This window comes from Candidatus Thiodictyon syntrophicum, from assembly GCF_002813775.1.
GTDB lineage: Bacteria > Pseudomonadota > Gammaproteobacteria > Chromatiales > Chromatiaceae > Thiodictyon > Thiodictyon syntrophicum.
This window is the reverse complement of record NZ_CP020371.1, coordinates 244,006-267,815: the sequence shown is the minus strand read 5'-3', so window position 1 is coordinate 267,815 and position 23,810 is coordinate 244,006. Positions and strand designations below refer to the sequence as shown.

At 66.3% G+C, this 23,810-nt stretch carries 19 protein-coding genes and 1 pseudogene; 10 read left to right on the top strand and 10 right to left on the bottom strand.

The genetic code is table 11. The features are described from left to right. Window positions 1–557: 557 nt before the first annotated feature. A pseudogene (locus THSYN_RS30535) lies at window positions 558–1,055 on the top strand (reverse transcriptase N-terminal domain-containing protein); the annotation flags it as partial. Window positions 1,056–1,304: 249 nt separating this feature from the next. On the opposite strand, the gene tnpC reads toward THSYN_RS30535, so the two are convergent. The 4 genes from tnpC to THSYN_RS30515 form a co-directional block, all read right to left on the bottom strand. Beyond that, window positions 1,305–2,990 carry an IS66 family transposase gene (gene tnpC, locus THSYN_RS30530; protein WP_157817550.1) on the bottom strand — a complete coding sequence of 562 codons (1,686 nt, stop codon included), beginning with the start codon at window positions 2,988–2,990 and terminating at the stop codon, window positions 1,305–1,307. Window positions 2,991–3,061: 71 nt separating this feature from the next. Beyond that, window positions 3,062–3,418, bottom strand: coding sequence for an IS66 family insertion sequence element accessory protein TnpB (tnpB, locus tag THSYN_RS30525; protein WP_100918902.1), 357 nt, complete (start codon window positions 3,416–3,418; stop codon window positions 3,062–3,064). Further along, the gene (locus THSYN_RS30520) at window positions 3,406–3,816 is read right to left on the bottom strand and encodes a hypothetical protein (RefSeq protein WP_100918903.1); all 411 of its coding nucleotides are present in this window, start codon (window positions 3,814–3,816) and stop codon (window positions 3,406–3,408) included. The genes tnpB and THSYN_RS30520 overlap by 13 nt, the downstream gene beginning before the upstream one ends. A gap of 174 nt (window positions 3,817–3,990) precedes the next feature. Then, window positions 3,991–5,277, bottom strand: coding sequence for an ISKra4 family transposase (locus tag THSYN_RS30515; RefSeq protein ID WP_100922845.1), 1,287 nt, complete (start codon window positions 5,275–5,277; stop codon window positions 3,991–3,993). A 177-nt stretch (window positions 5,278–5,454) separates the two neighbouring features. On the opposite strand from THSYN_RS30515, the gene THSYN_RS30510 reads away from it, so the two are divergent. Together THSYN_RS30510 and THSYN_RS36590 are read left to right on the top strand one after the other, a co-directional pair. After that, window positions 5,455–6,789, top strand: coding sequence for an ISAs1 family transposase (locus THSYN_RS30510; RefSeq protein ID WP_216644545.1), 1,335 nt, complete (start codon window positions 5,455–5,457; stop codon window positions 6,787–6,789). A gap of 31 nt (window positions 6,790–6,820) precedes the next feature. After that, window positions 6,821–7,216, top strand: a complete 396-nt coding sequence (locus tag THSYN_RS36590; protein ID WP_100917962.1) for a hypothetical protein — start codon at window positions 6,821–6,823, stop codon at window positions 7,214–7,216. Window positions 7,217–7,383: 167 nt separating this feature from the next. Here THSYN_RS36590 and traF read toward each other — a convergent pair whose 3' ends face one another. The 6 genes from traF to THSYN_RS30475 all read right to left on the bottom strand — a co-directional run bounded on the left by traF (window position 7,384) and on the right by THSYN_RS30475 (window position 11,508). Then, window positions 7,384–8,307, bottom strand: a complete 924-nt coding sequence (gene traF, locus THSYN_RS30500; protein ID WP_236849047.1) for a conjugal transfer protein TraF — start codon at window positions 8,305–8,307, stop codon at window positions 7,384–7,386. Window positions 8,308–8,344: 37 nt separating this feature from the next. Then, window positions 8,345–8,839 carry a FlhC family transcriptional regulator gene (locus tag THSYN_RS30495; RefSeq protein WP_157818056.1) on the bottom strand — a complete coding sequence of 165 codons (495 nt, stop codon included), beginning with the start codon at window positions 8,837–8,839 and terminating at the stop codon, window positions 8,345–8,347. Beyond that, on the bottom strand, window positions 8,826–9,173 hold the full coding sequence (locus tag THSYN_RS30490; RefSeq protein WP_100922842.1) for a hypothetical protein: 348 nt from the start codon (window positions 9,171–9,173) through the stop codon (window positions 8,826–8,828). The genes THSYN_RS30495 and THSYN_RS30490 overlap by 14 nt, the downstream gene beginning before the upstream one ends. Continuing rightward, a complete protein-coding gene (locus THSYN_RS30485; RefSeq protein ID WP_236849009.1) occupies window positions 9,158–10,114 on the bottom strand; it encodes a lytic transglycosylase domain-containing protein in 957 nt (318 codons plus the stop codon). The genes THSYN_RS30490 and THSYN_RS30485 overlap by 16 nt, the downstream gene beginning before the upstream one ends. 133 nt (window positions 10,115–10,247) lie before the next feature. Continuing rightward, entirely contained in the window at window positions 10,248–10,529 is a 282-nt protein-coding gene (locus THSYN_RS30480) for a hypothetical protein (protein ID WP_100922841.1), read from the bottom strand. Continuing rightward, the gene (locus THSYN_RS30475) at window positions 10,519–11,508 is read right to left on the bottom strand and encodes a ParM/StbA family protein (RefSeq protein ID WP_100922840.1); all 990 of its coding nucleotides are present in this window, start codon (window positions 11,506–11,508) and stop codon (window positions 10,519–10,521) included. Before THSYN_RS30475 ends, THSYN_RS30480 begins: the two co-directional genes overlap by 11 nt. A gap of 638 nt (window positions 11,509–12,146) precedes the next feature. On the opposite strand from THSYN_RS30475, the gene mobI reads away from it, so the two are divergent. The 7 genes from mobI to THSYN_RS30440 all read left to right on the top strand — a co-directional run bounded on the left by mobI (window position 12,147) and on the right by THSYN_RS30440 (window position 23,807). Further along, window positions 12,147–12,689, top strand: coding sequence for a conjugative transfer protein MobI(A/C) (gene mobI, locus THSYN_RS30470; protein WP_100922839.1), 543 nt, complete (start codon window positions 12,147–12,149; stop codon window positions 12,687–12,689). A 98-nt stretch (window positions 12,690–12,787) separates the two neighbouring features. After that, window positions 12,788–15,148, top strand: coding sequence for a MobH family relaxase (mobH, locus tag THSYN_RS30465; RefSeq protein WP_172965407.1), 2,361 nt, complete (start codon window positions 12,788–12,790; stop codon window positions 15,146–15,148). Beyond that, the gene (gene traD, locus THSYN_RS30460; RefSeq protein ID WP_100922837.1) at window positions 15,145–17,550 is read left to right on the top strand and encodes a conjugative transfer system coupling protein TraD; all 2,406 of its coding nucleotides are present in this window, start codon (window positions 15,145–15,147) and stop codon (window positions 17,548–17,550) included. The genes mobH and traD overlap by 4 nt, the downstream gene beginning before the upstream one ends. Continuing rightward, window positions 17,543–18,211, top strand: a complete 669-nt coding sequence (locus tag THSYN_RS30455; protein WP_100922836.1) for an IncC plasmid conjugative DNA transfer DtrJ family protein — start codon at window positions 17,543–17,545, stop codon at window positions 18,209–18,211. The genes traD and THSYN_RS30455 overlap by 8 nt, the downstream gene beginning before the upstream one ends. 392 nt (window positions 18,212–18,603) lie before the next feature. Further along, the gene (locus tag THSYN_RS30450) at window positions 18,604–18,873 is read left to right on the top strand and encodes a type II toxin-antitoxin system Phd/YefM family antitoxin (protein WP_100922963.1); all 270 of its coding nucleotides are present in this window, start codon (window positions 18,604–18,606) and stop codon (window positions 18,871–18,873) included. A 4-nt stretch (window positions 18,874–18,877) separates the two neighbouring features. Then, window positions 18,878–19,204, top strand: coding sequence for a type II toxin-antitoxin system RelE/ParE family toxin (locus THSYN_RS30445; RefSeq protein ID WP_100922835.1), 327 nt, complete (start codon window positions 18,878–18,880; stop codon window positions 19,202–19,204). A 58-nt stretch (window positions 19,205–19,262) separates the two neighbouring features. After that, on the top strand, window positions 19,263–23,807 hold the full coding sequence (locus THSYN_RS30440) for a sacsin N-terminal ATP-binding-like domain-containing protein (RefSeq protein ID WP_100922834.1): 4,545 nt from the start codon (window positions 19,263–19,265) through the stop codon (window positions 23,805–23,807). Window positions 23,808–23,810 lie beyond the last annotated feature (3 nt).

Here is a 23,810-nt window from a genome sequence, read left to right as displayed (position 1 = left end):
CGGCCAGAATTCAAGTTAACAAAGTAGAACTAAGGGCACACGCGGAATCGGTAACGAATCCGTGTGAAGCTGCTCTGACAATGTAACCCATCCCGTAAGGGAGAAGGCGAACCCGCGAGGGCGAACCAACGACGCTAGCATCGTGCGTTAGGGGGCTAGGCTTGAGAGTATGGTGAACCTATGTGAATCAGTGGTAAATCCCGTTATTTCGAAACTGCCAAAGATGCTGACAGGCAGTGACCAAAATGGTAAGTGGACAGGTCTTGGCACTGAATGGTTGTCAAGCGAAGATGGCGATCCACCGGGAGAAAGCTGGCACCTAAACTCTCGTCGTCACCAAAGCGGAACATGGTAAACCCGTATCTTCGCCCGCAAGGGCAGGCCAATCATCAGAGAGGCTGTTGGACATGCGGGTATAGGATGTCGGAGAAAGCGAATGCCGGGCCGTAACCGCCTGGATAGGGGTTGAAACATTATTCCACTCGAAAGAGGGCAGACTTCCGACTGGTCTTGGATTGCAAGAGAATTTGTAGAACCGAAACAACGGGGCAAAGCAAATGACGATAGCATCTGCTATTGGTGCAGCCCCCGACTGCGAAGTGGGCTGGCACGACATCAATTGGGTCAAAGCTCACCAAACGGTACGTCGGCTGCAAGCGCGTATTGCAAAGGCAGTAAAGGAAGGGCGCTGGAACAAGGTGAAAGCCCTAAGCTGGCTCTTAACCCATTCGTTCGCGGGTAAGGCCATCGCGGTTAAACGAGTGACCGCAAACAAGGGAAAGAAGACTCCGGGTGTTGACAAGGTTGTATGGCGCAACCCGGAATCAAAGGCCAGAGGGGTCATGTCACTGCGGCGGCGGGGGTACAAGCCTCAACCGCTGCGGAGGGTGCTTATCCCGAAGGCAAACGGAAAGAAGCGTCCATTAGGGATTCCAACGATGAAGGATAGGGCCATGCAGGCTCTTTACCTGTTAGCATTGGAGCCAATTGCCGAAACGACAGCAGATCCAAACTCTTACGGCTTCCGTAGGTACCGGGCCTGCCAAGACGCGGCCGAGAAGCTCGTGTCCTTCCGGCAAGGCTGCATGAATGCCGAGCGCGGTTCCGGTAGCGTGGGAGCCCCGCGTCATTGGCGAACCCAAGGCCCGCCGTTGTCGCTGTTGGCGGAGCGGGCGAGCCGCCAGTAGCAAGCTGGGATGACGTCTGCCTGCCCGTGCGCGCCCACGCCCCAGCGCGGTGACGGGTCGGGACCTTGGGCGGTGTGGGGAGGAGGCCCGCACGGGCGGCACGGGGCCGCCGCGGGATCAGTCCGGCGCGGGTTCGGCGGCCAGGCGCGCCAGCGCCGTGGTGTAATTCCAGGGCATCCAGGCCGGCGGGTCGAGTGCCACCGCGGCGGGATGGCGCTGCAGCGCGACCAGGTAATCAAACGGCGCCACTTGGTGCAGTTCCGCGGTATGGATCAGACTCATGAACAGATCGCCGACCTTGGCGCCGTTCAAGGTGCGATAAAACAGCGAATTGTTGCGATGCAGGATGGCCTTCTTGAGCGCCCGCTCGCAGATGTTGTTGCTCAGCGGGGCGCCGGGTACGCGCAGAAACAGGGTCATTTTTTGCCAATGATTCTGCATGTAGCGGATCGCCTGACCGAGCCCCGAGTTGGGCTCCACGGCGTGCGTCTCCAACTGCGTGGCCATCCAGTCGTGGAGCGCCTGCATCCGCGGGCCGCTTTCCTGTTGGTGCAGGAGTAAGCGCGCGTGCGGGTCGAGTCCCTGGTGCTGGGCCTGGTGGTCAGTGTGGAACACGGGACGCAGGGTTTCCAGCACGAAGGCGACCTCGTCGGGAAAGGCGTCATGGACCTCGACGAACTTGCGGCGCCCATGGGGAATACAGGACGCGGCCTGCGTGGGATGATCCCCCGGGGTGTTGCGCGCCAGGGCGTCGGACATCTGGATCGGGGGCACGGGGTCGTGGCGCCGGTTGAGGACCTCGGCGAGGTGCTCCCCGGCATGACAAGGTCCGGTTTTGAACAGGGCGATCGGGCCATTGACGGTCTCGGCGACGACGCCGCTGGTGAACACCCCGGTGCGCTCGGCGTTAGCTCCCGGGGGCAGCGCCTCGGCCCGCGCCTCGGCGGTGAATTTCAGGATGCGCATGGTGGTGTCGTCGTTATAGAGCACCGTGCCCTGCGCCGCCTGCTGGGCCAGCTCCTCCACCGCGGGGGCGAGGCACGGCGCGGCCGCCGCGACCACATCCCATTGGGTAGTGGCCGGCAGGGGGATGGCCAGCGCCTGCTCCAGGCGTTGGATGCGATGAAACGGCAGCCCGCAGCCGTATTTCAGCAAGGCGATCATGGCGGCGGCGGTCGCGTCGTATTTCGCCGCGCCCACGCCCGCGGGGGGGTCGGCCGTAAACACCGTGCCGCACAGCCCACAGCGCAGCCGCTCCAGGGTGTAGACCTGCGCCTGCAGGGGCGCCACGCCGGTGACGCGCACCAGGACGGCGGGCTCCTGGCGTTGGACATAGACCCGGCCGGTGCAACCGGGCTCGGGACAGGGGTCGCCCTGCTTCAAGGTGGCGTGGGCAACCGGGATGCGCGGGGCGCGGGGATACTTGTCGGCCCCGTTGCGGCCGTGGCCAGTGCGTGTCTTTTGGTGGGGCGGCAGCGTGGCATCGCCGTCGCTGGCGCCCGGCGCCGCCGGGTCGGCGTCGGCCGGCGGCGCCGGGGCATCGCGCGGCGCTGGCTGGTCCTTGCCCAGGACCGTGTCCGTGGTCTCGGTGCGGGGTCCGAAAATCAGCCGACGCACCCGCTCCAGGGTGGTGGTCGTGGTCTCCAGTTCCTCGGTCAGGCGCGCCAAGGTGTCGACCGCCGCCTTGAGGGTGGCGTGGTCATCCACCGGCAGCGCTTGGGTACGGGTGCGCTCGACAATGGCATCGAGTCGCGCGATGGGGACCGACACCCGCGGGGTGCGCGGGTTCTTACGCCGGCTCATGCCGCGACTGGCCGGTGGTGCAGGAGCGTCGTGTTCATACACGGCGTTATACCGCATCGTACACCGCCACGTCACGCCCCCGGCGTCAACGCCCGCCACACCGGCGCCCCCGCCGCGGCGCGCCAATCCCCACCGGCGAGCAATACCGCCAGTTCCTGGGGGGCCAGCACCTGCCCCGGCGGGCCGCTCGGCCAGTGCCGAAAGCGGCCTTCGGACAGGCGCTTCTGACACAGCCAGAAACCCTGGCCGTCGTAGACCAGGAGCTTGATCGCGGTACCGCGGCGGTTGCGGAAGACGAAGAGTGCTCCACTCATGGGCTCGTCCGCCAACACCTGGCGCACCCGCCGGGCAAGACCATCAATGCCTTGGCGAAAGTCCGCCGGGTCCGTCGCGACCAAGACCCGCAACTGCGGGGTCAGGGCAAGCACGGCGCCGCCTCCCACAGGCGACACGCCACCGTCGCGACCTCGCCGGTCGCCGCCCCGGTCCACTCGATGCGCAACGAACGACCACGGGCGTCGGACAGGGTCAGCACGCAGCCCGGCCCCGACGGTGGTAAGCCCAGCATCATTTCCACAAAGGCCGGCGGCGCCGTGGTGGGCACCGGCAGGGGCGCTGTCCGCGCCGTCAGCCGCCGCTTCAAACCGGCGTAGTCCAGTCGCAGCGTCGTGGCGACCTTGCTTACCCCATGGCGGGCGGCCAGTTCAACCGCCCGCGACCACAGTTCCGCGGGAATGCGCGCGCCCTGGGACGTGGTGTTGCGCCAGTGGGCAAAGGCCGCGGCCGTCTGTGCCAGATCGGCCGCGGCGGGAAGTGACAGTGACATCGTGGAGCCTCCGGATCACCAAAAACGGGGCTCCTACGCTACCGGGCTAGGGACGGGATTTCATGCAGCCTTACCGGAAGGACACAGAAGCTCCATATCAATCTGTCCAGGAAGGGCAGTGCGAAATGGGTGCTGGATGCGGATATCGCCGGATGCGGCCTCCGAATAATGTGCCTAACCGTAGCACTCAGCCCCAAACTGGTCGATCTTCGGCCAGAACTGTGCCCATCGTCCGGTGGTCTGCGTCAGTGCGCGTAGGCTGAGCACAATCTTGGCCCCTTTGTTCTTCCAGCGCATCCCGGAGGCACATAGCCGTTGCTTGACCAAGGTCTTGCAGGCGGCCTCGGTGACGCCCGATCCGATCGGCAGTCCCGCGGCGACGAAGCCCGGGTAGTCCATTTGATGGCGATGGTTGGTGAAGTAGGTCCAAGCGCTGAGAACGTCGTCGCGCAGCGTCTGCGAGAGGGTGTGCCGCTGCGACAGGCGCGCGGCCTCGCCGATGAGCAGGTCAAGGGCGGCGGGGTCGTGCTTGAGCGTCGTGCAGTGCGCGCTCTGCCACTGCGCGCGCGGGCCCTCGGCGTGGCGCTGCGGATGGGTCGCTTGGGCGATTTTGCCCACGTATTCCGTTGCATGGAAAAAATCGATCAACTGGCGGTCGGTGTGTTGCTCGAGGAACCGCCAGTTGCTTGCCGCCCCGTCGGCGATGCCCAGGTACAGTGCCTCGGGGAGGTGCCGCTTGACGCGTTGGATCTCGCGCTCCATGCGTTGCCGGAACTCCTGCTTGCCGTACTCGGGTGCCGCAGCGAGGTAGATGGTGTGCTGGCGCTCGCCCTCGTCGTCGTAAAGCGAGAGGGTTCCGACCATGGCTTCGCGCCAGCCCGCACTGTCGGCCATGGGGATCATGGCGCCGTCGAGGCTGACCACGACGGTCGCGATGGGCGTCTCAAGCGCCGGCATCGCGTACTCCCAGTCCTCCTCTTTGGCCGTGGCGATGGTGCCTACCCACTCCGCAACATTTTGAATATACGAGGTAGCGATCGTCCGACCGTGGTTCTGCTCAAGGTCAGTCTGCACCGCGCGCACGTTGAGCTGCGCATACTTGTGGCTGAGTTGACTGGCGAATCGGGGGGTCGCCCCGCGCACGATCCGCGCCTGGTGCTCGAGCGGACAGTAGATCCGCCCGCCGCGCGAGCTTTGGTAGACATAACGCTCGACCTCGACCGGCCCGTAAGGCGTCTGGTACTCCTTCGGATCGCGCCCGCGCGCGGTCAGCTTGATCGCGCCGACACGGATCGCACTGCCGTCGGTGTCGAAACGCTGCAGCGCCTCCTCGGTGGCGCAGCGCCCCACCGCGTTGGTGGCCTCCTGGATGGCTCCTTCCATGTCCAGCAGGCTACCGCTGAGCCGCACCGTTACCTCGACCGTCACCTCGTCACCCGAGATCCTGACTACCTTCGTCACGACTGCACCTTCTCGTCTAGTCACAGAAGGTTACGAAATACTCCTCAAAGGCACATCATGTCAAGGCCGCACCCCTCGCAGGCCAGGGCTCCGTCGAGTTCACCCGTAGCCCCTTGAGCTTGTGACCGATGTTCGCAGAACTGGATTTTCGGCCCGAAATGTCTTACAACAGTCGGCATGGCCGAAATTCCTTGCCAGTCCTGCCGCCCCGCGTCGGAGTTACTCCGGCGTCTGGAGGTCCGCCTGATCCTGCCCGGGGAGCGGGACGCGTGGGATGCGCTGGTCGAGGCGCATCATTACCTGGGCCTACGCTCGTTATTCGGCAAGACCTTACGCTACGTTGCCACGCTTGATGGGTGCTGGCTGGCGCTGCTCGGCTGGCAGGCGGCGGCGCTCAAGTGCGCGGCCCGCGATGCCTGGATCGGTTGGCCGCGGGTGCTGCACTATCAACGCCTGCATCTGCTGGCCAACAACGCCCGGTTCTTGATCCTCCCCGCCACCGGGCGCGTCCCTAATCTGGCCTCGCGCATCCTGGCGCTGAACCTGCGGCGCCTGTCCGACGATTGGCTGCGCGTCCATGGTCACCGCCTGTTGCTGGCCGAGACCTTCGTCGATCCAACGCGTTTTACCGGTGCCTGTTACCGCGCCGCCAACTGGCAGGTGGTCGGCACCACGCGCGGCTTTGCGCGCTGCAACGGCCGCTATACCCCCCATGGCGAACCCAAGCAGGCACTCGTCTATCCGTTGCACCCACGCGCCCGGGCGCTGTTGTGCGCCCCCGTGCTACCCGCCCCTTGGAGCACGCCAATGCAATCCGTCACCCTGACCACGGCCCAGATGCAGGACCTGCAGCAGCGTCTGCGCGCGCTGCCCGATCGGCGCCGTCCGCGCGGTAAACGCCATCCCCAGGCCACGGTGTTGAGCATCGGCCTCGCCGCCGTACTCGCCGGCAACCGCGGCTATACCGCGCTCGCCGAGTGGGCAGCGCGCCTGACCCAGGCCCAACTCAAGCGTCTACACGCCCGCTACAATCCCCGCACCGAGCGCTTCGAGCCACCCTCCGAGCCGACCTTGCGCCGCGTCCTGCAAGCCAGCGACGTTGCCGCCATTGATGCCACCTTGAGTGACTGGCTGCTCGGCCTCGTCGCTGCCGACGATGCCGTGGCCGTCGATGGTAAGGCCCTGCGCGGGGCGGTGCGCCCCGACGGCACCCAGGTGCATCTGCTCAGCGCGTTCCTCCAAGATCAGGGCGTGACCGTGGCGCAGCGCGAGATCCCGGCCAAGACCAACGAGATCCCGGAGCTCAAACCGCTGCTCGCACCCTTGGACCTCACGGGACGGGTGGTCACCGCCGATGCGCTGCATACCCAACGCGAGACCGCGCGCTTCCTGGTCGAGGAGAAACAGGCCCACTATTTTTTCACGGTCAAAGAAAATCAGCCCACCCTCTATGCCGACCTCAGCGCCCTGACCGAGGCGCATTTCCCCCCTCTGCACCACGACCCTCGATAAGGGCCATGGGCGCCTGGAGCAGCGCCGCTTGATGGCCTCCACGGCCCTCAACGACTACGTCAACTTCCCCCACGTCGCCCAGGTCTGTCGCATCGAACGCGCCGTCACCGAACTCACGTCGGGCAAGCAACGCGACGAGACGGTGTTCGCCGTGACCAGCCTGCCACCGCAGTTGGCCGACCCGCCGCGACTCCTGCAACTCAACCGCGGCCACTGGGGCATCGAGAACCGCTCCCATTATGTCCGCGACGTCACCTTCGACGAGGATCGCTCGCGCGTGCGCGTCGGCCACGGACCGGCCATCATGGCCAGCCTGCGCAACTTCGCCATCGCCTTGGCTCGTCTGCACGGCTTTACCAATATCGCCAGCGCCCTGCGCGCCTTCGCTCACCAACCGCGCCGGGCCCTGGCCGCCATCGGCGTCTGACACCCGACGCCGCTGACGCTGACGCACGGCCGCTCCGGCGGAGGCTGGCGCTCGCCTGCGCCCGCGCACTTCCCCTTCGCGCGCCTCGCCCAACCCCGCGATCGTCTTCGCCAGATCTACCGCCCGACCGTCACCCGCGCGCTTCGCATCGCCCGAGGCCCCCGCCGCTACGTCAAGCCCCCGGACTTTGACGGGACCCTGCCTCGCAGGCGGGCCACCAGGGCGGCGGGGTCGTCGGGCAGGTCGCCCGTGGGTGTGGGTGTCGCGGCGCCCGCGTCGGTCGTCACGGCCCGGGTTGGATTGGCGTCGGCTTCCGTGATCCAGCCGGCCGTGACGGCGGCCGTCACGAAGCGCTCCTGCAACTGGGCCAGCGACAGCAGCCCCTGGGCCACCGGTGCGACCGTGGGTCCGTCGGGCGCGGGGTGCACCAGGAACATGGTCGGCGTGGCGCGCACCACGAGGGCCTGGCCCTGGCCCGCGTCGGCGCGAAAGGTCGCAAACGCGCCACTGGGTAGCGGCTTCCCGTCGAGCGAGATGGGGAGCACGGTGAAGCCGTAGCGCTGGGCCATCCGCTCGAGCAACGGGGCCTGCGCTTCGCAGTAGGGGCAGTCAGAACGAAAGAAGAACCACACCGCCGCAAGCCGCGCGATGCGCCCGAGCACGGCGTCCCGGGCGTCCCCAGCCGTCTTGTTCGCGAGGTTGGCGCCGAAGGTGGCGGTGGGGCGCTGGGTAATCTCGTCGAGGTCGGGATTGCCCTGGACCACGCGCGCGGCGACTTTCGCGAAGGTCGAAGACTTATCGAGGACCACCCGTTGCAAGTAAAAGAAGGCCGCGACGTTCTCCGGGGTCGGGTCATCGATGGCGCGATCCCGATAGCGATCCAGGTGCTCGCGCATCCAGGCGGCGGACAGTGGCACCGGTTGCGGCGCCGGCGCCTCCGGTGATGGTCCGGCGGTCGGCGCGGGGGCGGGCGGGGGAGGGGGCACCGGTTCTGGGGGTAGGGGCGGCGTGGGGTCGTGGCGGTACCAAAACCAACCCTGTGACTTGCCGGTGCAAAACCCCTCAGGCTCGGCACTGGCCGCGCAGGCCATGACCAGGCCCAGCCCAACCAGCGACCAGCGTGGGAAATTAGACGCGCGCATACAGTGAACACAGAGGACAGGTTGATCCAATATGGCCCGCCCGCATCACCAGATACCCCACCGCGCACGCCGGGCAGTGCTGTAGGTCCGCCTGGCCGCCGCGCAGGTCGCGCGCGGTGGCCCAGGCCAGATTGATGTCGAGCAGCGCCGCCTGCGGCGTCGGGAGCAGCGCCAGGTACATCTCGAAGGCATCGAGCAAGGCGGTGTAGTTGATGGCCTGGTAGAGTCCATGGCCGTCGAGCTTCATATACAAGGCGGCGAACAGCGAGGCCTGGGCCTGTTGCGGGCGGGTCTTGATGACGGTGCCCACGCTGGTCACGAGCGGCCCCCCACGCGGTGAATGGCCGTGGATCTCGCGGTGCAGCGTGCGCAGGTAATCGCGGGCGACACCGGTGCCGGAATGCACAATGGAGAGTTTGACGCCGTGCCGGACCAGCCGCACCGCCAACTGCAGGGCGGTGTAGCGCTCAACCGCACTCATGGGCGCCCCCCACGGCCAGCAGCGCCGTATGCATCGCCACCAGCGGGCCATCCGTCGCCACCGCGCGCGCGGGTCCCGGCCGGCAGACGGTCTGCACCGCCCGGGCGGGCAAGCGGACCGCAAACGCACAGACCGGCAGTCGCGCCAGCGCCATGACCTCATCGGGGGCGGCGGTCAGTAACCACTGCGCCAGGATCTCGGGGACGCCGAAGGCGGTCACGGCGAACGGGACGCTCTCGCGTGCGGCGTCCCGCGCGGCCAGGAAGAAGGCGGTGTTGAGTCGGCGGATCGTCTCCGCGTGCGTCGGGGCGTTCAGCGTCAGGGTTGAGACCACAGGTGCTCCCGCGCCGCCAGTACCCGTGGCACATAGGCTTGCGTCTCGCGATAGGGGGGTACGCGCCAGCCGTGCTTGACGACCGCGTGCTCTCCCGCGTTATAGGCCGCCGCCACCAGGGCCGCGTCACCGCCGAACAGATCTGCCAGATCACGCAGATAGCGCACCCCGGCCTCGATGTTCTGCCCCAGATCGTGTGGGTCAGCGCCGTAGCGAGCGGCGGTCCCGGGCATCAATTGCATGACCCCGCGCGCTCCTTTTGGACTCAGGGCTGATTGGCGGAAGCCGCTCTCGTTCTTGGCGATGGCCAGCGCAAACGCGGGGTCCACCCCATGGCGGGCGGCGGCCGTCTTGATGAGGTCGACGACGCTCGGCCGCTGCGCCGCCGCGGCGGGGCCACGCCCGGCGGCAACAGGCGCCGCCGGCACCGGGGGAGGAACGCGGCAGCCGATGCGGGGTGCCGGCGCGCCGCTGGGCGCTGCGCCTAAGGCCGTCGCGATGCCCTGAACCTGCTGCCCCAAGGCCCGCGCTGCGCGGGCATCCGTGGGATAGGCGACGCGGCCGATCGCCAGTGCCGGGTCGTGCGGGGTCGCACGCAGGCCGTCGGCCAGAATCGCGGCGGCCAGGCGCAGGTTGGTCGCCGGGTCCAGGAGGTCGGATGCCGCCGCGCCGCGCGTCCCCAGGTGCGTGCTGTTGATCCCCGTCAGACCGACGTCGCGGGTGTTCTGGACGGGCCCAAATTCCGGCGCGAGGAGTGCTTGCGCGGCGTGGGGGCGGTCTTGGTAGTAGTGCGGTTGGCCCCGCTCAATGACCGTCCAAGGCCAGGGCGCGACGCGGCCGAGCGCATCGACCTGGCCGCTGCGCGCGACCGCCAGGGCGTACAACAGCGCCGGGCGGACGCCGTGCGCCTGGGCGGCGCGCTCAAATTCAGTTCCAGCCAATGTGGTTGCTCCTGGAGCAGACGTGTCCGCCACCCCCAGTCGCGGGAGGGCGATCAGGAGTCCGGCGGTCACGAAGAATAATGGATATCTTAAAATACTATAAAAAAGATCGGAAAGATGTACTCTGCGTAACTTAGGCATCGGCGGAAATGGCCTCCAACAACCGCAAGCGCCGCCCCAACTGTGGGTCAGCGGTTGGCTCCGACAGCTCCGACGGCGCCGGGAGCGCCGTGCCGGGGGTGCTGAGGGCCCCGATCTTCCCGCTCATCACCGCCACCCCCACCATGGCGAGGGCCCGCAGCCGCTCCGGGCGGGTGCGCGGCGGCAGCCGTGCCAGGTCCTGCGCCAGTTCGGCGTAGGCGGCCGTGATCTGGACCTGAAAGCGGGGGATGCGTGCACCTTGCTCAGCGGACATGACGAAAGAATCCCCGTACGTTGGCCGCCACCGGGTCGTCCGAGACCACCACCGTGGCCCCCGGGAACAGGCGGCCGAGCGTTGCCCCGTAGAGTGCCCCGCCGCCCCCGGCGAGCAGCACCAGGTCGACATTCGCTTCCTCGCGCCGCAACGCTTGGCGCAGCGCCTCCAAGGCGACCCCGGCGACTTCGGTTGCTGCCTGGCGCAGCACCGGCTCCAAGGTCACGGTGTGGCCCGCTTGCAGCCAGGTCGCGCGCCCGGCGCGCACCGCACCCTCCAGGGCGAGGGGGGTCGGCTTGCCGCCATAGACCTCGGCGAGCTGTCGCGCGGCCCGCTCCAGCAGGACGGACATGGCCTCCAGACTGGTGCCGGAGGCGGACCGGCGCAGTTCGCCGGCGACCACCAGCGCCCAGTCAAAGGAGTAGAAACCGGCGTCCAGGACCAGGACCGCGCCGGTCTCGATGCGCTCCAGCAGCGCCGGATCGGTGGCCGACCACACCAGGTCCAGGTAGGCGCCCACGGGTTGGGGGACGACGCGTACCTTCGCCACCTCAATGACGCCGACCCCCGTCTGGTGGGCGCCCAGGATCAATTGCCGCAGGGCCTCGCAGCGGCGCGGGTCGCTGGCCTGCCCGACCGGCAGGCCGGTCACCACGGTGTCGAGGCACCGCTCGCCGGTGAGCACCAGCCCGGCGCGCACCAGCGCCAGATAGGCATCGGTGCTGGCGTAGTCCGCGTGCAGCGAGCGCACCCAGCCGTCGAGGCGAGCCGGCTCGATCCCGGCGGCCCAGCGGCGGCCGTGGATGTCTACGAAGATGGGTGCGTCCGTGGTGTCTGGGTTTGCGTGTCGGATGCGCTCGCCCAACCGCTCGGCCGGTGCGGCCCCGGCCGGGCGGATGATCACGCGGGGCGGACCGCCAGGGCGACCGCTGGCCACCTTGAGGTTGGAGTAACCGATATCGAGGGCGGCAATGGGCATGGCGGCTCCACAGGTAGAGAAGAGGTCGACGCGGGTCTCCCAGGTCATAGACCAGGACCGGAAAACGGCGGTTCGGCGAGCAGCGTGAACCGGGACGTCGAGAGCGGGTCGAGAACGTGCAGCAGAGGGTCCCATGAATAAGACCTGCGCGGTGAGTGCCCAAAGTTCGGTTTTGTGGGGGGAATGCGGGAAGTGCCGGCGCGTCGACCAGCGACTTCGGATGGCCGCCGTCGCCGAATAGACGTGAGTAGTTGATCGGCGGCCCCGTCATGTGAGTACCGGATCGCGGGGAGTGGCCGCAAGCCACTGAAATAGAAACCCACCGCCAGACGTGCAAGCCAGCGTCGCCGCGCGCTGACGTGCCTAGCCAAGGCCCGGCGTCAGGCCGTGGCGCAGACGCCACGATGACGTGAGTAGCGCCGCGCGCAGGGTGCGTGATGACCCGCAGGGTTGCGATGCGACGCAGTGACCTGTAACAATGAGCAAATGCGCTGACGTGAAAAGCGCGCACCGTTCTTCACCCGCCAGGTGAATACGGGCCGCGGCCATCCTGCCCATGCGGCGCACCGGCGCCCCTGATGAAGCATACGTGAGTAGTCGGTGGGCGCTACTCCAAAAGATAAGATTGTGGAAAGGTGATGAGCGATACCAACGTGCCGGCCGCGATGCGCGCCGCGGGGCAGGGGGATGAGTCAGGGACGGCCACCGAAAGTGGGCTGGCCGGGGCGGGCGCGCTGATCGACCGCTTGGTCGAGGAGAGTCTGGGGGCGCTGGCGCAGGACGCCCACGCCGCGATCGAGCGCTTCCAGGCCCGGCTGACCGATGTCGGGCGCGACCACCCGAAGAGCGAGTGGGGCAAACTCGGGGTGCGCGTGCGCGCCCAGCACAGCCCGCAGTCGACCCCCGGCGCCTTCGCCGTGGAGTGGGTCTCCTTTACCTTCGCCCATGGCCGTGCGGGGCGCCGCTGCCACACCACCTACATCCCCCGTGGGACGGGGGACCGCTACCAGCGGGCGGCCTTCCGCGCGCAGGCGCGGCCGTGGCAGATCGACCTCATCATGGAGGCCGAAGAGACGCTCGGGCGCATCCGGGCGGCGGCCCGCCAGCTCAGCCAGGCCCGGGTGCAACTGCGCAGCGCCGCCCGTGCGGTGCAGGCGGCGCGGGCGTGCCCGGCTGGGTAGTTGGACGGGCAAGACGCGGGGGGCTTCCCGCATACCCTACCAAGAATCGAATGTTCGGCACTCACGCCCGGTGCGCCCCCGTTGGCATCATGGGCGCCATGAACATCTTCGACTTCTTGCACCGCCGACCCGCCCAACCTGTGCCCACCGTCGCCCCCGTGGTCGCGCCAGCGCTGATTGCGCCCCCCGACATCCCGCGTTATCCGCCGTTTTTGCAGGGCCTTCCGGTGGTGGCTTCGGCCCAACTGCTGGCGACCCAGGCCGAACTGGTGGGCAAGCTGCGCTACGGGATTGGCTGTACGCCCACCTTCTTCCAGACGCAGGTACGCCCGGTCGTCGACCGCTTCGCCGCCTTCGTCCACCTCCTGCCGGCCTCCGAGGCGCACCATCACCGCGGTGCCGGCGGGTTGCTGCATCACAGTCTGGAGGTCGCCTTCTGGGCCGGTCAGGCGAGTGCCGGGAAGGTGTTCGCTATGGACCGGGAGCCCGCCGTGCGGCGCGTGCATGAGCCCCTGTGGCGCCTGGCGGCGGCGCTGGCGGGCCTGTGTCACGACCTCGGCAAGCCCATCTCCGACCTGTCGGTGACCAACCGTGACGGCACCCTGACCTGGTCGCCGATGCATGAGACGATCGCCGACTGGGCCGCCCGGCACGGCCTCGACAGTTACTACCTACACTGGCGCGAGCGGCGCCACAACCGGCATCAGTCGGTGGGGATGTTCGCCGTCGAGCGGGTGCTGGGGCCGGATGTGTTCAGGATGTTGTTCGCGGCGGACCCGGAGATCGGCAACGCCATGATCGACGCGGTGGCCGGGGTGAACGAGCAGGCGACGCTGACCCAACTGGTCAGCAACGCCGACCGCGCTTCGGTCGAGCGGGATCTGAAGACCAACCGCATTGACCCCCAGGCGACCGCACTGGGGGTGCCGATTGAGCGCTACCTGCTCGACGCCATGGCGCGGCTGGTGCGCGCCGGTACCTGGCAAATCAACACCCCGGGCGCGCGCCTGTGGATGCTGGGTGACAGTCTCTACGTGGTCTGGCCCCAGGGGGGCGATGAAGTCGTCCAACTGCTCGCTGCCGATCGCGTCCCGGGTATTCCGCGGCACCCGGATACGCTGGCGGACCTGCTGATCGAGCGGCGGTATGCGCTTCCCCCCACGGAGGGCGACGGGGTGCGCCGTTACTGGCGCTTGGCGCCAGCCCCGCTGGCGCGCGACGGCAAGCCGGTCACGCTGACCCTGCTGCGCCTGTCGTCGCCGCACCATCTGCTGTCCGGGCCGGCGCCGGCCCCGGTCGGCCTGGTTGGCGAGGCCGTGGTGCGGGCCGTGGTCCCGACCCCGGGCCAGGTCCTGGGGTACCCGGTCGGTACGCCGCAGGGGGGGTCGCGCCCGGTACTGATGGACCGTGCAGCGGCGGCCGAGGATGACGCCGCCCGCCGGGATGAAGCCAGGCGTCTGGGGCTGGAGTGGGACGACGACGAGGTGGACGACGTGGCGGATCGCCTGGACGTGCCCGACATCCTCCCGCCCGTCGCTGGCGCGGAAGCTTCGCCACCGTCCGCCGCCGACCAGGGACGGCCTGCGGCGGTTCCCGCGCTGCCGCTCCCGGTCAGCACAGGACGGGTCCTGTCCCCCATTGAGCAGGCGGCGGAGCGGTTGCGCCAGCCGCGGCCGATGACGACCCAGGCGGCGGCACCAACTGCCCCCGGCGCGGCCACCCAGGGGGCCCCCGATCCCCGTACGGCGGCCACGGCGTGGTTCCAGGCGCGACGCCCCGGCACGGGGGCGCGTCTGCTGCTGGCCCTGGCGGCGGCGATCCGCACCGGCGCGCGCGCGCCCGCGGCCGTGCTGTACCTCCCGGAGCAACCCGGCCATCAGATTTGGGTCCGCACGCCCGCTGGCCTGGACGGGTTTGGCCCCGCCGTGGAGGTCCAGGTGGCGGCCCTGTGGGACGACGCGCTGCTCGCGGTCGACATCCTGAAGCCCTACCAGCACGTGCGGATGAGTGACGAGGTCCACGGGGTCGCCCTCAACGTCGAAGCGAGCGGCTATTTCGCGGCCTTGCTGCCGGCCGGAGCGTTGGACCTCTGTACGCCCCGGACGCTGGCTGTGGCCATCCAGGGCAATCCGCCACCGTCGGCCCTCGCCGGTCCCGTTCAAGACGCCCACGGTTCCACACCGACGGCGACCGCGCCTGAATCAACCCCCTCCAGTCCGGCGCCGACGGCCGGACAGAGCCCGAGCGCAGTCGCCACTGCCTTGATCGCCCAGGTCCGTGCGGCACATGCGGCCGCGGGTGCGACCGGGCCGGGCGCCCTGGTCGTGGTGACGCCCGCGGACATTGCCGCCGCGGCGCAGGCGGCAGGACTCAAGCCGCAATCGCTGAAACTGGCGCTGATGCACCGGCCCGGTTGCCGGATGACCCCTGACGGCGGAGCGGCGGTCGCCGCCGCATGACCGCGGCCGATGCCGACCCCTGGCGCCCCAACTATGAACGCCGGGCGCTCATCCTGTGGGTCGTCGTGGCCGTGGTCGCCGCGGTCACCGCGGGTCTGTGGGGCCTGCCGACGGGGGCCTTTCACTGGCTCGCGTGGCTGGCGCTCGCCATGGCGCTGACCTGGGTCCGGGGTGCGGTGCGGATCGCCAGCCAGCACGAATGGCTGCGCGGACACTCGCTGGGGTGCATCGCCCCGGAGGACTTCGCGGCCCGCCTGCCGTCCTGGTCCGGGGACCTGTGGCTGGGCTGGGGCTTCGACTGGCTCCCCATCCACACGCAACGCGCCTTGGACCTCATGCGGGCAGGACCGGAGTTGTTTGCCCCGCGCGATCCGCAGCGCATGGGTGCGACCTGGCTGCACGGTTTGGGGGGACGCGATCAGGACCTGCGTATCCCGCTGTCGCATACCGACGGGCACATGCTCATCGTCGGGGTCACGGGCGCCGGCAAAACCCGCACCTTCGACCTCCTGGTCACCCAAGCCGTACTGCGTGGTGAGGCGGTCTTGATCATCGACCCCAAAGGCGACCGCGACCTGCGCGACACGGCGCAGCGCGCGTGCGTCCTGGCCGGCACCCCGGAGCGCTTCGTGCATTTCCATCCGGCCTTTCCCGCCGAATCGGTGCGTATCGACCCCTTGCACAGCTTTAACCGTGCCACCGAACTGGCGAGCCGGGTGGCGGCCCTGATCCCATCGGAGACCGGCAACGATCCCTTCAAGAGCTTCGGGCAAATGGCCCTGAGCAATGTGGTCCAAGGCCTGCTTGCGGTCGAGGAGCGACCGAGTCTGGTCAGTTTGCGCCACTACCTGGAAGGTGGTGCCGAGGCTCTGGTTGAACGGGCGCTGAGGCGGCACTTCGCCGCCTATCGCCCCGACTGGGAGACCGAAGCGGCGACCCTCCTGGCCCGTGCCCGCGATGCAACTGCCCGGGTCAAGGCGCTGGTGCGCTACTACCGCGAGCGGGTCAGCAGCGACCATCCCTCGACTGTGCTGGAAGGGCTGCTCGGACTCTACGAACGCGAGCAAGTGCACTTCTCCAAGATGGTCGCGAGCCTGATGCCGATCCTGAGCATGCTCACGTCCGGGGACCTGGAGGGTCTGTTGTCACCGGCCGCGGGCGAGGCGGCTGATCCGCGGCGCCTGACCAACTTGGCCGACGTGATCGACGCCGACGAAGTGCTCTACGTCGGTCTGGACTCGCTGTCGGACACCATGGTCGGGTCGGCCATCGGCTCGATCCTCATCGCCGACCTGGCCGCGGTGGCCGGTGATCGTTACAACCACCAGGGGCGCCCGCGTCCGGTGAACGTGTTCATCGACGAGTCGGCCGAAGTGGTGAACGACCCCTTCATCCAACTCTTGAACAAAGGCCGTGGTGCCGGTCTGCGCCTGGTGATCGCTGCCCAGACCTTCGCCGACTTCGCCGCCCGCACCGGCAGCGAGGCCAAGGCCCGGCAGGTACTGGGCAACATCAACAATCTGGTGGCGTTGCGCGTGCTCGATGCCGAGACCCAGGAATACGTGGCCGAAAGCCTGCCGAAGACCCGCGTGGTCAGCATCATGCGCTCGCATGGCAGCACCACCGATGCCAGCAACCCGGTGCTCTATACCGGCAACACCGGCGAGCGCGTGGTCGAGGAGGAGGTGGAGTTGTTCAGCCCGGCCTGGCTTGGGCAGCTCCCGAACTTCGAGTACATCGCGAAGCTCTCGGGAGGGCGGATCGTCAAGGGTCGATTGCCGATCCTGGGTGCGCTGCGCGGTGCGGCCGAGGCGGCAGTCACGATGCCGGCCACTGGGCCAGGTGGCGACCCGCGCCCCACGGCGCTGCTGGCCGTTCCTCCTGAGCGGTCAGCCGGACCCCTTGGGCCATCAGCCGCCAGCGCGTCCACCGCGGACGACGGTGCGGCTGAGCCGGACGCCCCCGACGCCGCGACGCTACCGAACCAAATGGAACATGCTATGGGAAAAAGATACCTGAACGCGGCCCTGAAACGCTCCCAGCGCGAGGCCCTGACCCAGGTCGAGATCGACTGGCCGGACAGCCGCGGGCTACTCGAACGCCTTGCACTGGGACTCTGGGCGGGGTATCCCACCGATGAAGCCCGCTACGCCCGCCTGCAAACCATCGCCGTGGCCGCGATCAACTCCCACAAAGCCGCGAAGAAGGCCGGGGTGCCCGATCGCGAGCGCTTTGCGGCCTTCTTCGAGGCGCTCATGGGGGCGCTCGCCGCGTCCGAGCATGCGGTGCTGGCGCAGGTCATGACGGCCGACCAACGGCGCATCCTGGGCCGTCGGCTACGTGCCGTCCTGCCATCGACTGGCCGCGACCTGGCGTCGGTGACCGGGTCCCAGGATGCTTGACGACTCCCATGAGGGCACCGACGGCAAGGGCATCTGGCTCTGGACCCTCGCCGCGGGCCTGCTGCTCTTCGTCATGGAGTTCATCCTGTTCGCCGCCCTGGTGCCGACCGACTGGACGCGCCAGGTCAGCGCCAAAGAACTGACGTCGCTGGTGGACGCCGTGGGACCGGCGCAGGCCGACGTCATCCTCGACCGCGCCGTGCGCTGGTATCGGGCGTGTTTCGTCCGCACCGGCTTGGAGGCGTGGAGTTACCACGTTCTGGTCCCCGATCAGCGGATGGCCGGGGCGGGGTTGGAGAAATTGGCGGACAGCCCGGTCTGGCCCTGGCTCGCGGGGCGGGTGCAGGTGGTGTGGTGGTCGCTCGGGCAGGCCTGTCAGCGCCTGGCGGTCCTGCTCTTCTGGTGGCCGTTCAGCCTGATCCTGGGCGTGGCCGCCGCGTACGATGCGTGGTTACGGCGGCGTATCCGGCAGCACGGCTTTTCTTATGCCAGTCCGCTGATTCATTTCTGGGCGGTGCGGGCGCTGCTTTGGATACTGATCGGGACCTTGATGCTGTTGGTTGCTCCCATCCCGCTACCGGCGACGGGCGTGCCGGTCGGGGTGGTCGTCGTCGCCGTGCTTTTGGGGCTTGTGCTTGCAAACAGCCAGAAGCGTTTGTAAGTCACCGGCATACCTGGTGCTGCGGATGTTGGTGAGGTGCTTCGGTGCTCGGTTCGCTGAGGATCACGAGTGGCGCCGGGACGGTGGCCCGTCAGGACCGGATCAATTCAGCGGCCCTCAGGCGGAAGACCACTCACGACCCGGAGCCGCCGTCCGCGGTTTCTCGGTCAGAGACCGCAAGTCACCCCATACCGGACTCCACGCATGTATGTCCCGGCGTCACGCGCAACGGTCAAGGTCTCGGATCTGGCGTGAGACCCCCGAGGAAGCGGCTATCACTGCGGTCCCCTTAAGAATTTCTTCCTTTGGCTCGCTTCCCGTTGTCAGCGATGTTGGCAGACCACTTAACAGGTGCTACTGTCCGCACCAAGCAAGCCCAGAGGCAGGCGCCCATGAGCGTGAAATTCTCCGAAGACGTAGTCCCGTTAACGGACCTCAAGGTCAATCCTGGTCGAGTGGTCAAACATGCTGCCGAGGCCCATCGGCCCGTGCTGCTTACCAGCAGAGGGCGCGGGGTCGCCGTTATGCAGTCCGTGGCCGATTACGAGCACGCCGCGGAGGAGCGCGCCTTCATGCGCGCGGTGGTCGTGGGATTGGCCGATTTGGACGCTGGCCGCGAGGTCTCCCTCGCCGAGGCCAAGGCCAGATTCGGCTTGGCCTAGGGGCATGAGCGTCGCTAGGGTCAGCTTCGCCGAGTCCGCCCTCAGCGACTTGGCAGGTATCCAGGAATGGTACGCCGAAGAAGGGGTACCGGAGGTCGGCGACCGGCTCGTCGCCGAGATATTCGAACGCGTGGAGGTTCTCGCCGACCACCCCGACATCGGGCGGGTCGTTCCGGAGTTTGACCAAGCCTTTCTGCGCGAGCTGATCCATCCGCCCTTCCGGATTGTCTATCGCCGGGACCCGTTGCGGGTGCGCATCGTTCGTGTCTGGCGCAGCGAACGGTTGTTGCGGCTGCCGGCATCGGCCAAGTCCCAGGACCCCGCAGGTTGAGCATGGCAGGCACCAGCCCCGGCCGACCGCGGTCTGGCGTGACTCGGTTCCAGCAACCATGAGTCCCGACCAGCCCAGTCCCCCAGACGTCGTCACCGAGACGCGCGAGGAAACACTCAACGCCTATCGGGCGAAGCCGATCCAGATTTGCAGCGATGGCAATCGCGAGAACGAGGAACGCCGCGAATACGCAAAGCGCACGATTCTTGAGCTCTTGCAAAATGTGGAAGATGCACTCTCCGACGGCGAGCGGCAGGGCGGCTTTTTCATCCGGCTTGTTGACCGAGAGCTGATCGTCGCGAACGAGGGCGCGCCGTTCACTGATCGCGGATTCCGTGCCCTGTGTACGCTGAACTACAGTGGAAAGCAGGCGCACATGGACCGCGAGCGCCCACGGCGCATGATCGGCAGCAAAGGTACCGGCTTCAAGTCGGTATTGAACTGGACCGACCGAATCGAGCTTTTCTCGGGACGGATTGCCGCCCGTTTCGATCGAACAGAGGCCGCGACAAAGATCCGCCAGAAGATCGGCAAAGCGGGTGTTGACAAGATCGAAGAGGATGGTCCTTGGCCCGATGACCGCATGCCTCTGCTCCAGGTCCCGTTGTCGCCAGAGCCGGATACGCAGTCGGATGCACAGATTCAAGTATTGGTGTCCGAAGGTTGGTCCACGATCTTTCGCTTCAGGCTGCTGCCGGATAAGCTTAAGCTCACGGAGGTCCAAGAGGCACTGGCGAACATTGATCCCCGGCAATGGCTCTTCTTGGACAAACTGAGCCGAATCAAGGTTAGCCTCGACGGACTTCTGACCGATTGGCGGCTTGATCGCCGCGAGCACCGGAGCAGCTCGGATAATACTCGGTGTTATCAGTTGTACATCAACAAAGACGGCCATCCGGTCGCCCATTATCAGGTGATTCGACGCCTGCTGCCGGATTCAGTGAGGCCCACCAAGTCTGACGAGGTCGGGCTCGCCGAGATTGGGTTCGCCTATCAGGTCGATGGCGACGACGCTGAAAGCGCCGCACGGGTTGCCAACTTTTTTGCGACCGATTGTCTTTCACCATTCCCGGCCATCGCCGTGCATGGGACCTTCCTGCTCAAAGCCGATCGCAGCCGCCTCGCCGAGGACGATCTGAGCTACCAGCGCACACTAATCAATGCGTTGTCCGAACTGCTGCGGGAGAGACTAATACCCGGCCTGGTCTCCCAGTACGGTCCAGGCGCTCTGTATTATCTTGCGCCGCGTCCCAGCAACTCCAGTGGAGAGAGTAATGTTGTCGAAGCAGAACTGCAACAGCGGCTTGTCCATGAGGTCAAGTCGACGGCATTTGTCCGCACGATTGCCGGGTCGGTAACGGCTCCGCGAGACCTGAAGCTATGGCACCACGGGCTCGGCAATCTGCTTGAGACGAACCCGTTGGCGGCAGAGATAACAGGGTTGCCGCATCCGCACTGGTGTAACGGCGACACGAGCACGATTTTGTGCGATCTGGGCGCAAGCACTCTGACGCCGCGAGAGCACATCAGGGCATTGCTGGGATGGCAGCCGACCTCGCCCGAGATTGCGGGCAACGCCCATGATACTCTCGCGCAAACCTACCAGGAAATTTGTTGGCCTCGCTACGAATGGAAGGATGTAGAGCGCGAGAAGAAGTCCTTCATTAATCTCGCTCATCGGTTGACCATCTGGCGCGTTGCTGACGGAGCGTATCGTGCTTTGGCCGATTCGGGGCTCGATAGTGGTGCATTCTTTGAACCGCGAGCAGATAAACCAACGCTGCCGAATTTTATCCGCGCCGACTGGCTCGAAACAGACTTTCAAGCGTCTCTTAAGAAGAGAAAGCTCTGGGATACGCAGGTTTCCCGTGACGTTCGACTGGGTCAGTTGCATGGGCATGGGCGCGATGAACTGCTGAAGCACGCAGTTATTCCTGCAGTGGAAGAAAACTCACATTGGTGGCTTGAGCGAGGCAACGAGCTGTTGCTTGCCCTGCATTCGCTCGGCTGTGAAGCCAACGAGACAAGCGACGTTCACGAGAGTCTACTGCGGAAGCAGCTTGGCCAACATATTTGGGTGCCGACCCGACACGATGGTTGGCAGCCGGCAGATAGGGTCTATGCAGGTGCCGATTGGGATAACCCTTGGGCCGAGAACTTTGTGGCCCGCTCGGATAGTCAGCGCTTTCTCCTCGGCCCTCCGGAACAGCTACCGTATGGCAAAAACATTGCTCCCGTGCTGCGGTTCATTGGGGTATCTTGGACCCCGAAATGGCGTAGGCACCTTGATGACAGCAACGACTATGGGACCTGGCCGAAAGATTATGCTTCGCTTGATGCGCCGCCTAACGAGTTTTCGGGATTGGCTGGGTGGCCCAGCTACTGGAGTACGGTCGGTCGCCTGGCGCTTCAGAAAAGCAATCAAGGCGTCGCAACTGGCACCGTTGGGCGCTGGCCTTTGGTCGACGCTTGGGCCATCGAGGGGCTTGAAGAGTTCATCGGCGGGCTTGAGGGGATCGCCGCTGGGTTAAGAGCGCTACGCGAGCTTTGGGAGTTGAAGGCGCATCTTTCCCGACGAAAGATTATCGTTGGTCGGCGCGGGCCGAATGGCGCGAAGATCAAGAAGATCAATCAATTCGAGTCGACACCGGCGGATAGTTTCATCGCCTGGCAGATCAAGAACTCGCGGCTGTTTTCGGTGGAGCCATCGCCGCTCTTCCCGGATGGCAGCGCAGCCCTGTGCGACCTCCTAATCGGCAGCGGCAGTCACGGTGCTTGGCTGAAATGGCTTCCCCGGCCTAGCCTTGCCGGCTGTGATCCCAGTGATACGCGCGACTTAGAGGCATTCGCGCTGGATTTCGGCGCAAGAGCCAGTGTGAACGATTACTCGCTTGACCAGTGGCGCGGTTGGCTTTCCATGCTGGCTGGTTGGCCGTTTGGGGAGCCGCCGATCAATGAACTTCATGGTTTCTTGGGCGCCCTGAGTCGGTTGGAAGCCAAGGCCGATGGTTGGTCACGCGATACTCGGCTGCCTTGCGTGGCCGCGGACGAAACCTTGGTGTTTTCTCCACTATCCGAGCTGACGATTCTCGATGAGCCTCGCTTTGAGGGATTCAGGTCCGCGCTCTTGATGGCGGGTCACAGACTATTGCTCGCCAGCGTCAGGGACGGGCGACGATTATTGCAGATGTTCGGGCGTGAGGATCGTGCAGTCAGTGCCTTGGTGCGGCTTGACGTTGCTGAGCATCGACCTTGCGGGTCGGCCCAAGAACGGTTGCGGTGGTGCGAGTGCGTCCGTTCGCTGGTCCTCGCCTGGTTTGACCACGCCGGGGGGCCGACTGCGGCTGCGCGGCTTCGGGATGGATGGCCGCGGGAGATTCGAGCACACCGCCCGCTTCAGGTTAACGTCGCCCTGACAGTGGGCGGGACCTTGGGATGCATCGATCAGCCGTTTCTCTGGGTGGGCGACATCCTGCATGTCGGTGCCGGGGAGGGAGCTGGGCTGTGGGATCATGTGGCAGAAGGACTCAACCAAAAGTCGAAACTCGACAAGCTAGTCGAAGACGGGATCGTCAGGCTCTTACAGGCAGTGGAAGCAGCGAAGTCGCCGGAAGCTGGCATAGAATTCCTTCGGATCAAAGGCATTGCGCCCGACGAATTGCAACGATGGGATCAGGAAGGCCCGATTTCGCCCGAAGCGGAGCCGTTGCCCAGTCAACCCCCGCTTCCCCAAGTTGTCACTGTCACTAATCTTGAACTGAGGGCGGATGCGAACACCGAAACTCCGGTGGACGCGCAGCCGCCGAAGGCCCCATCGCGACCCGCAATCGACCGCGACGAGCATCTCCCGACGACGCTGCCGAAAGCATCGAGTGAGCTACACCACCAACCGACATCGTGGACGGCAACCCACCGAAGCTCACCGACCCAAACGCCACGGACGGCCCCAGTGGCTGACCCTGAAACAGACGCAACGCCAGTACCTATACCAGCGGTTTGCGATGCGCCGCAAGCTCCATCGCCTTCTCGGCATCGCGGACAAGAACCGCAGCAGCAGGGTCAGAAAGCAGAGGCTTGGCTTCACGCTCGCTTAGACGAGCTAATCGGGGGGGCTTTCGAGATCAAGCTGCATCACCGAGACGATTTCGGCGAGACGGATTTAGTAATCTTTGCGGCCGGACTGGAGATTCTTCACATCGAGGTCAAGTTGATGACGAAGAAAAGCATTTATTGGAGCTTTGGGGAGATCTGCAAGGCCCAATTCTGCGCTAGGCGCGAGATTCCTTACGCCCTGGTAATACTCATACCTGAACCGAATGAAGCATCTGATACCGATGCGGGCGATCTGAGTTTCCGGGTCAAATGGATATCGGAGCCAGTCAGCCGACTGGCAGGCGGATGGATAGATGGTCGGGTCAGGGGCGAATGGCGTTGGAAGAAACTGAAAGTCCCGTCTCAGACGCTGCAGGCTTTGGCAGCTTGGGTCCCATCAACACCACCGGCGGCAGAAGCTCCGAGCATCACTTTTGTCATCGAGCTTGGCGACGGCGATTACGTCGGCAGCGGATTGGATTTCGTTTGGAGCCTGCTCAAGGTGAAGTGAAAG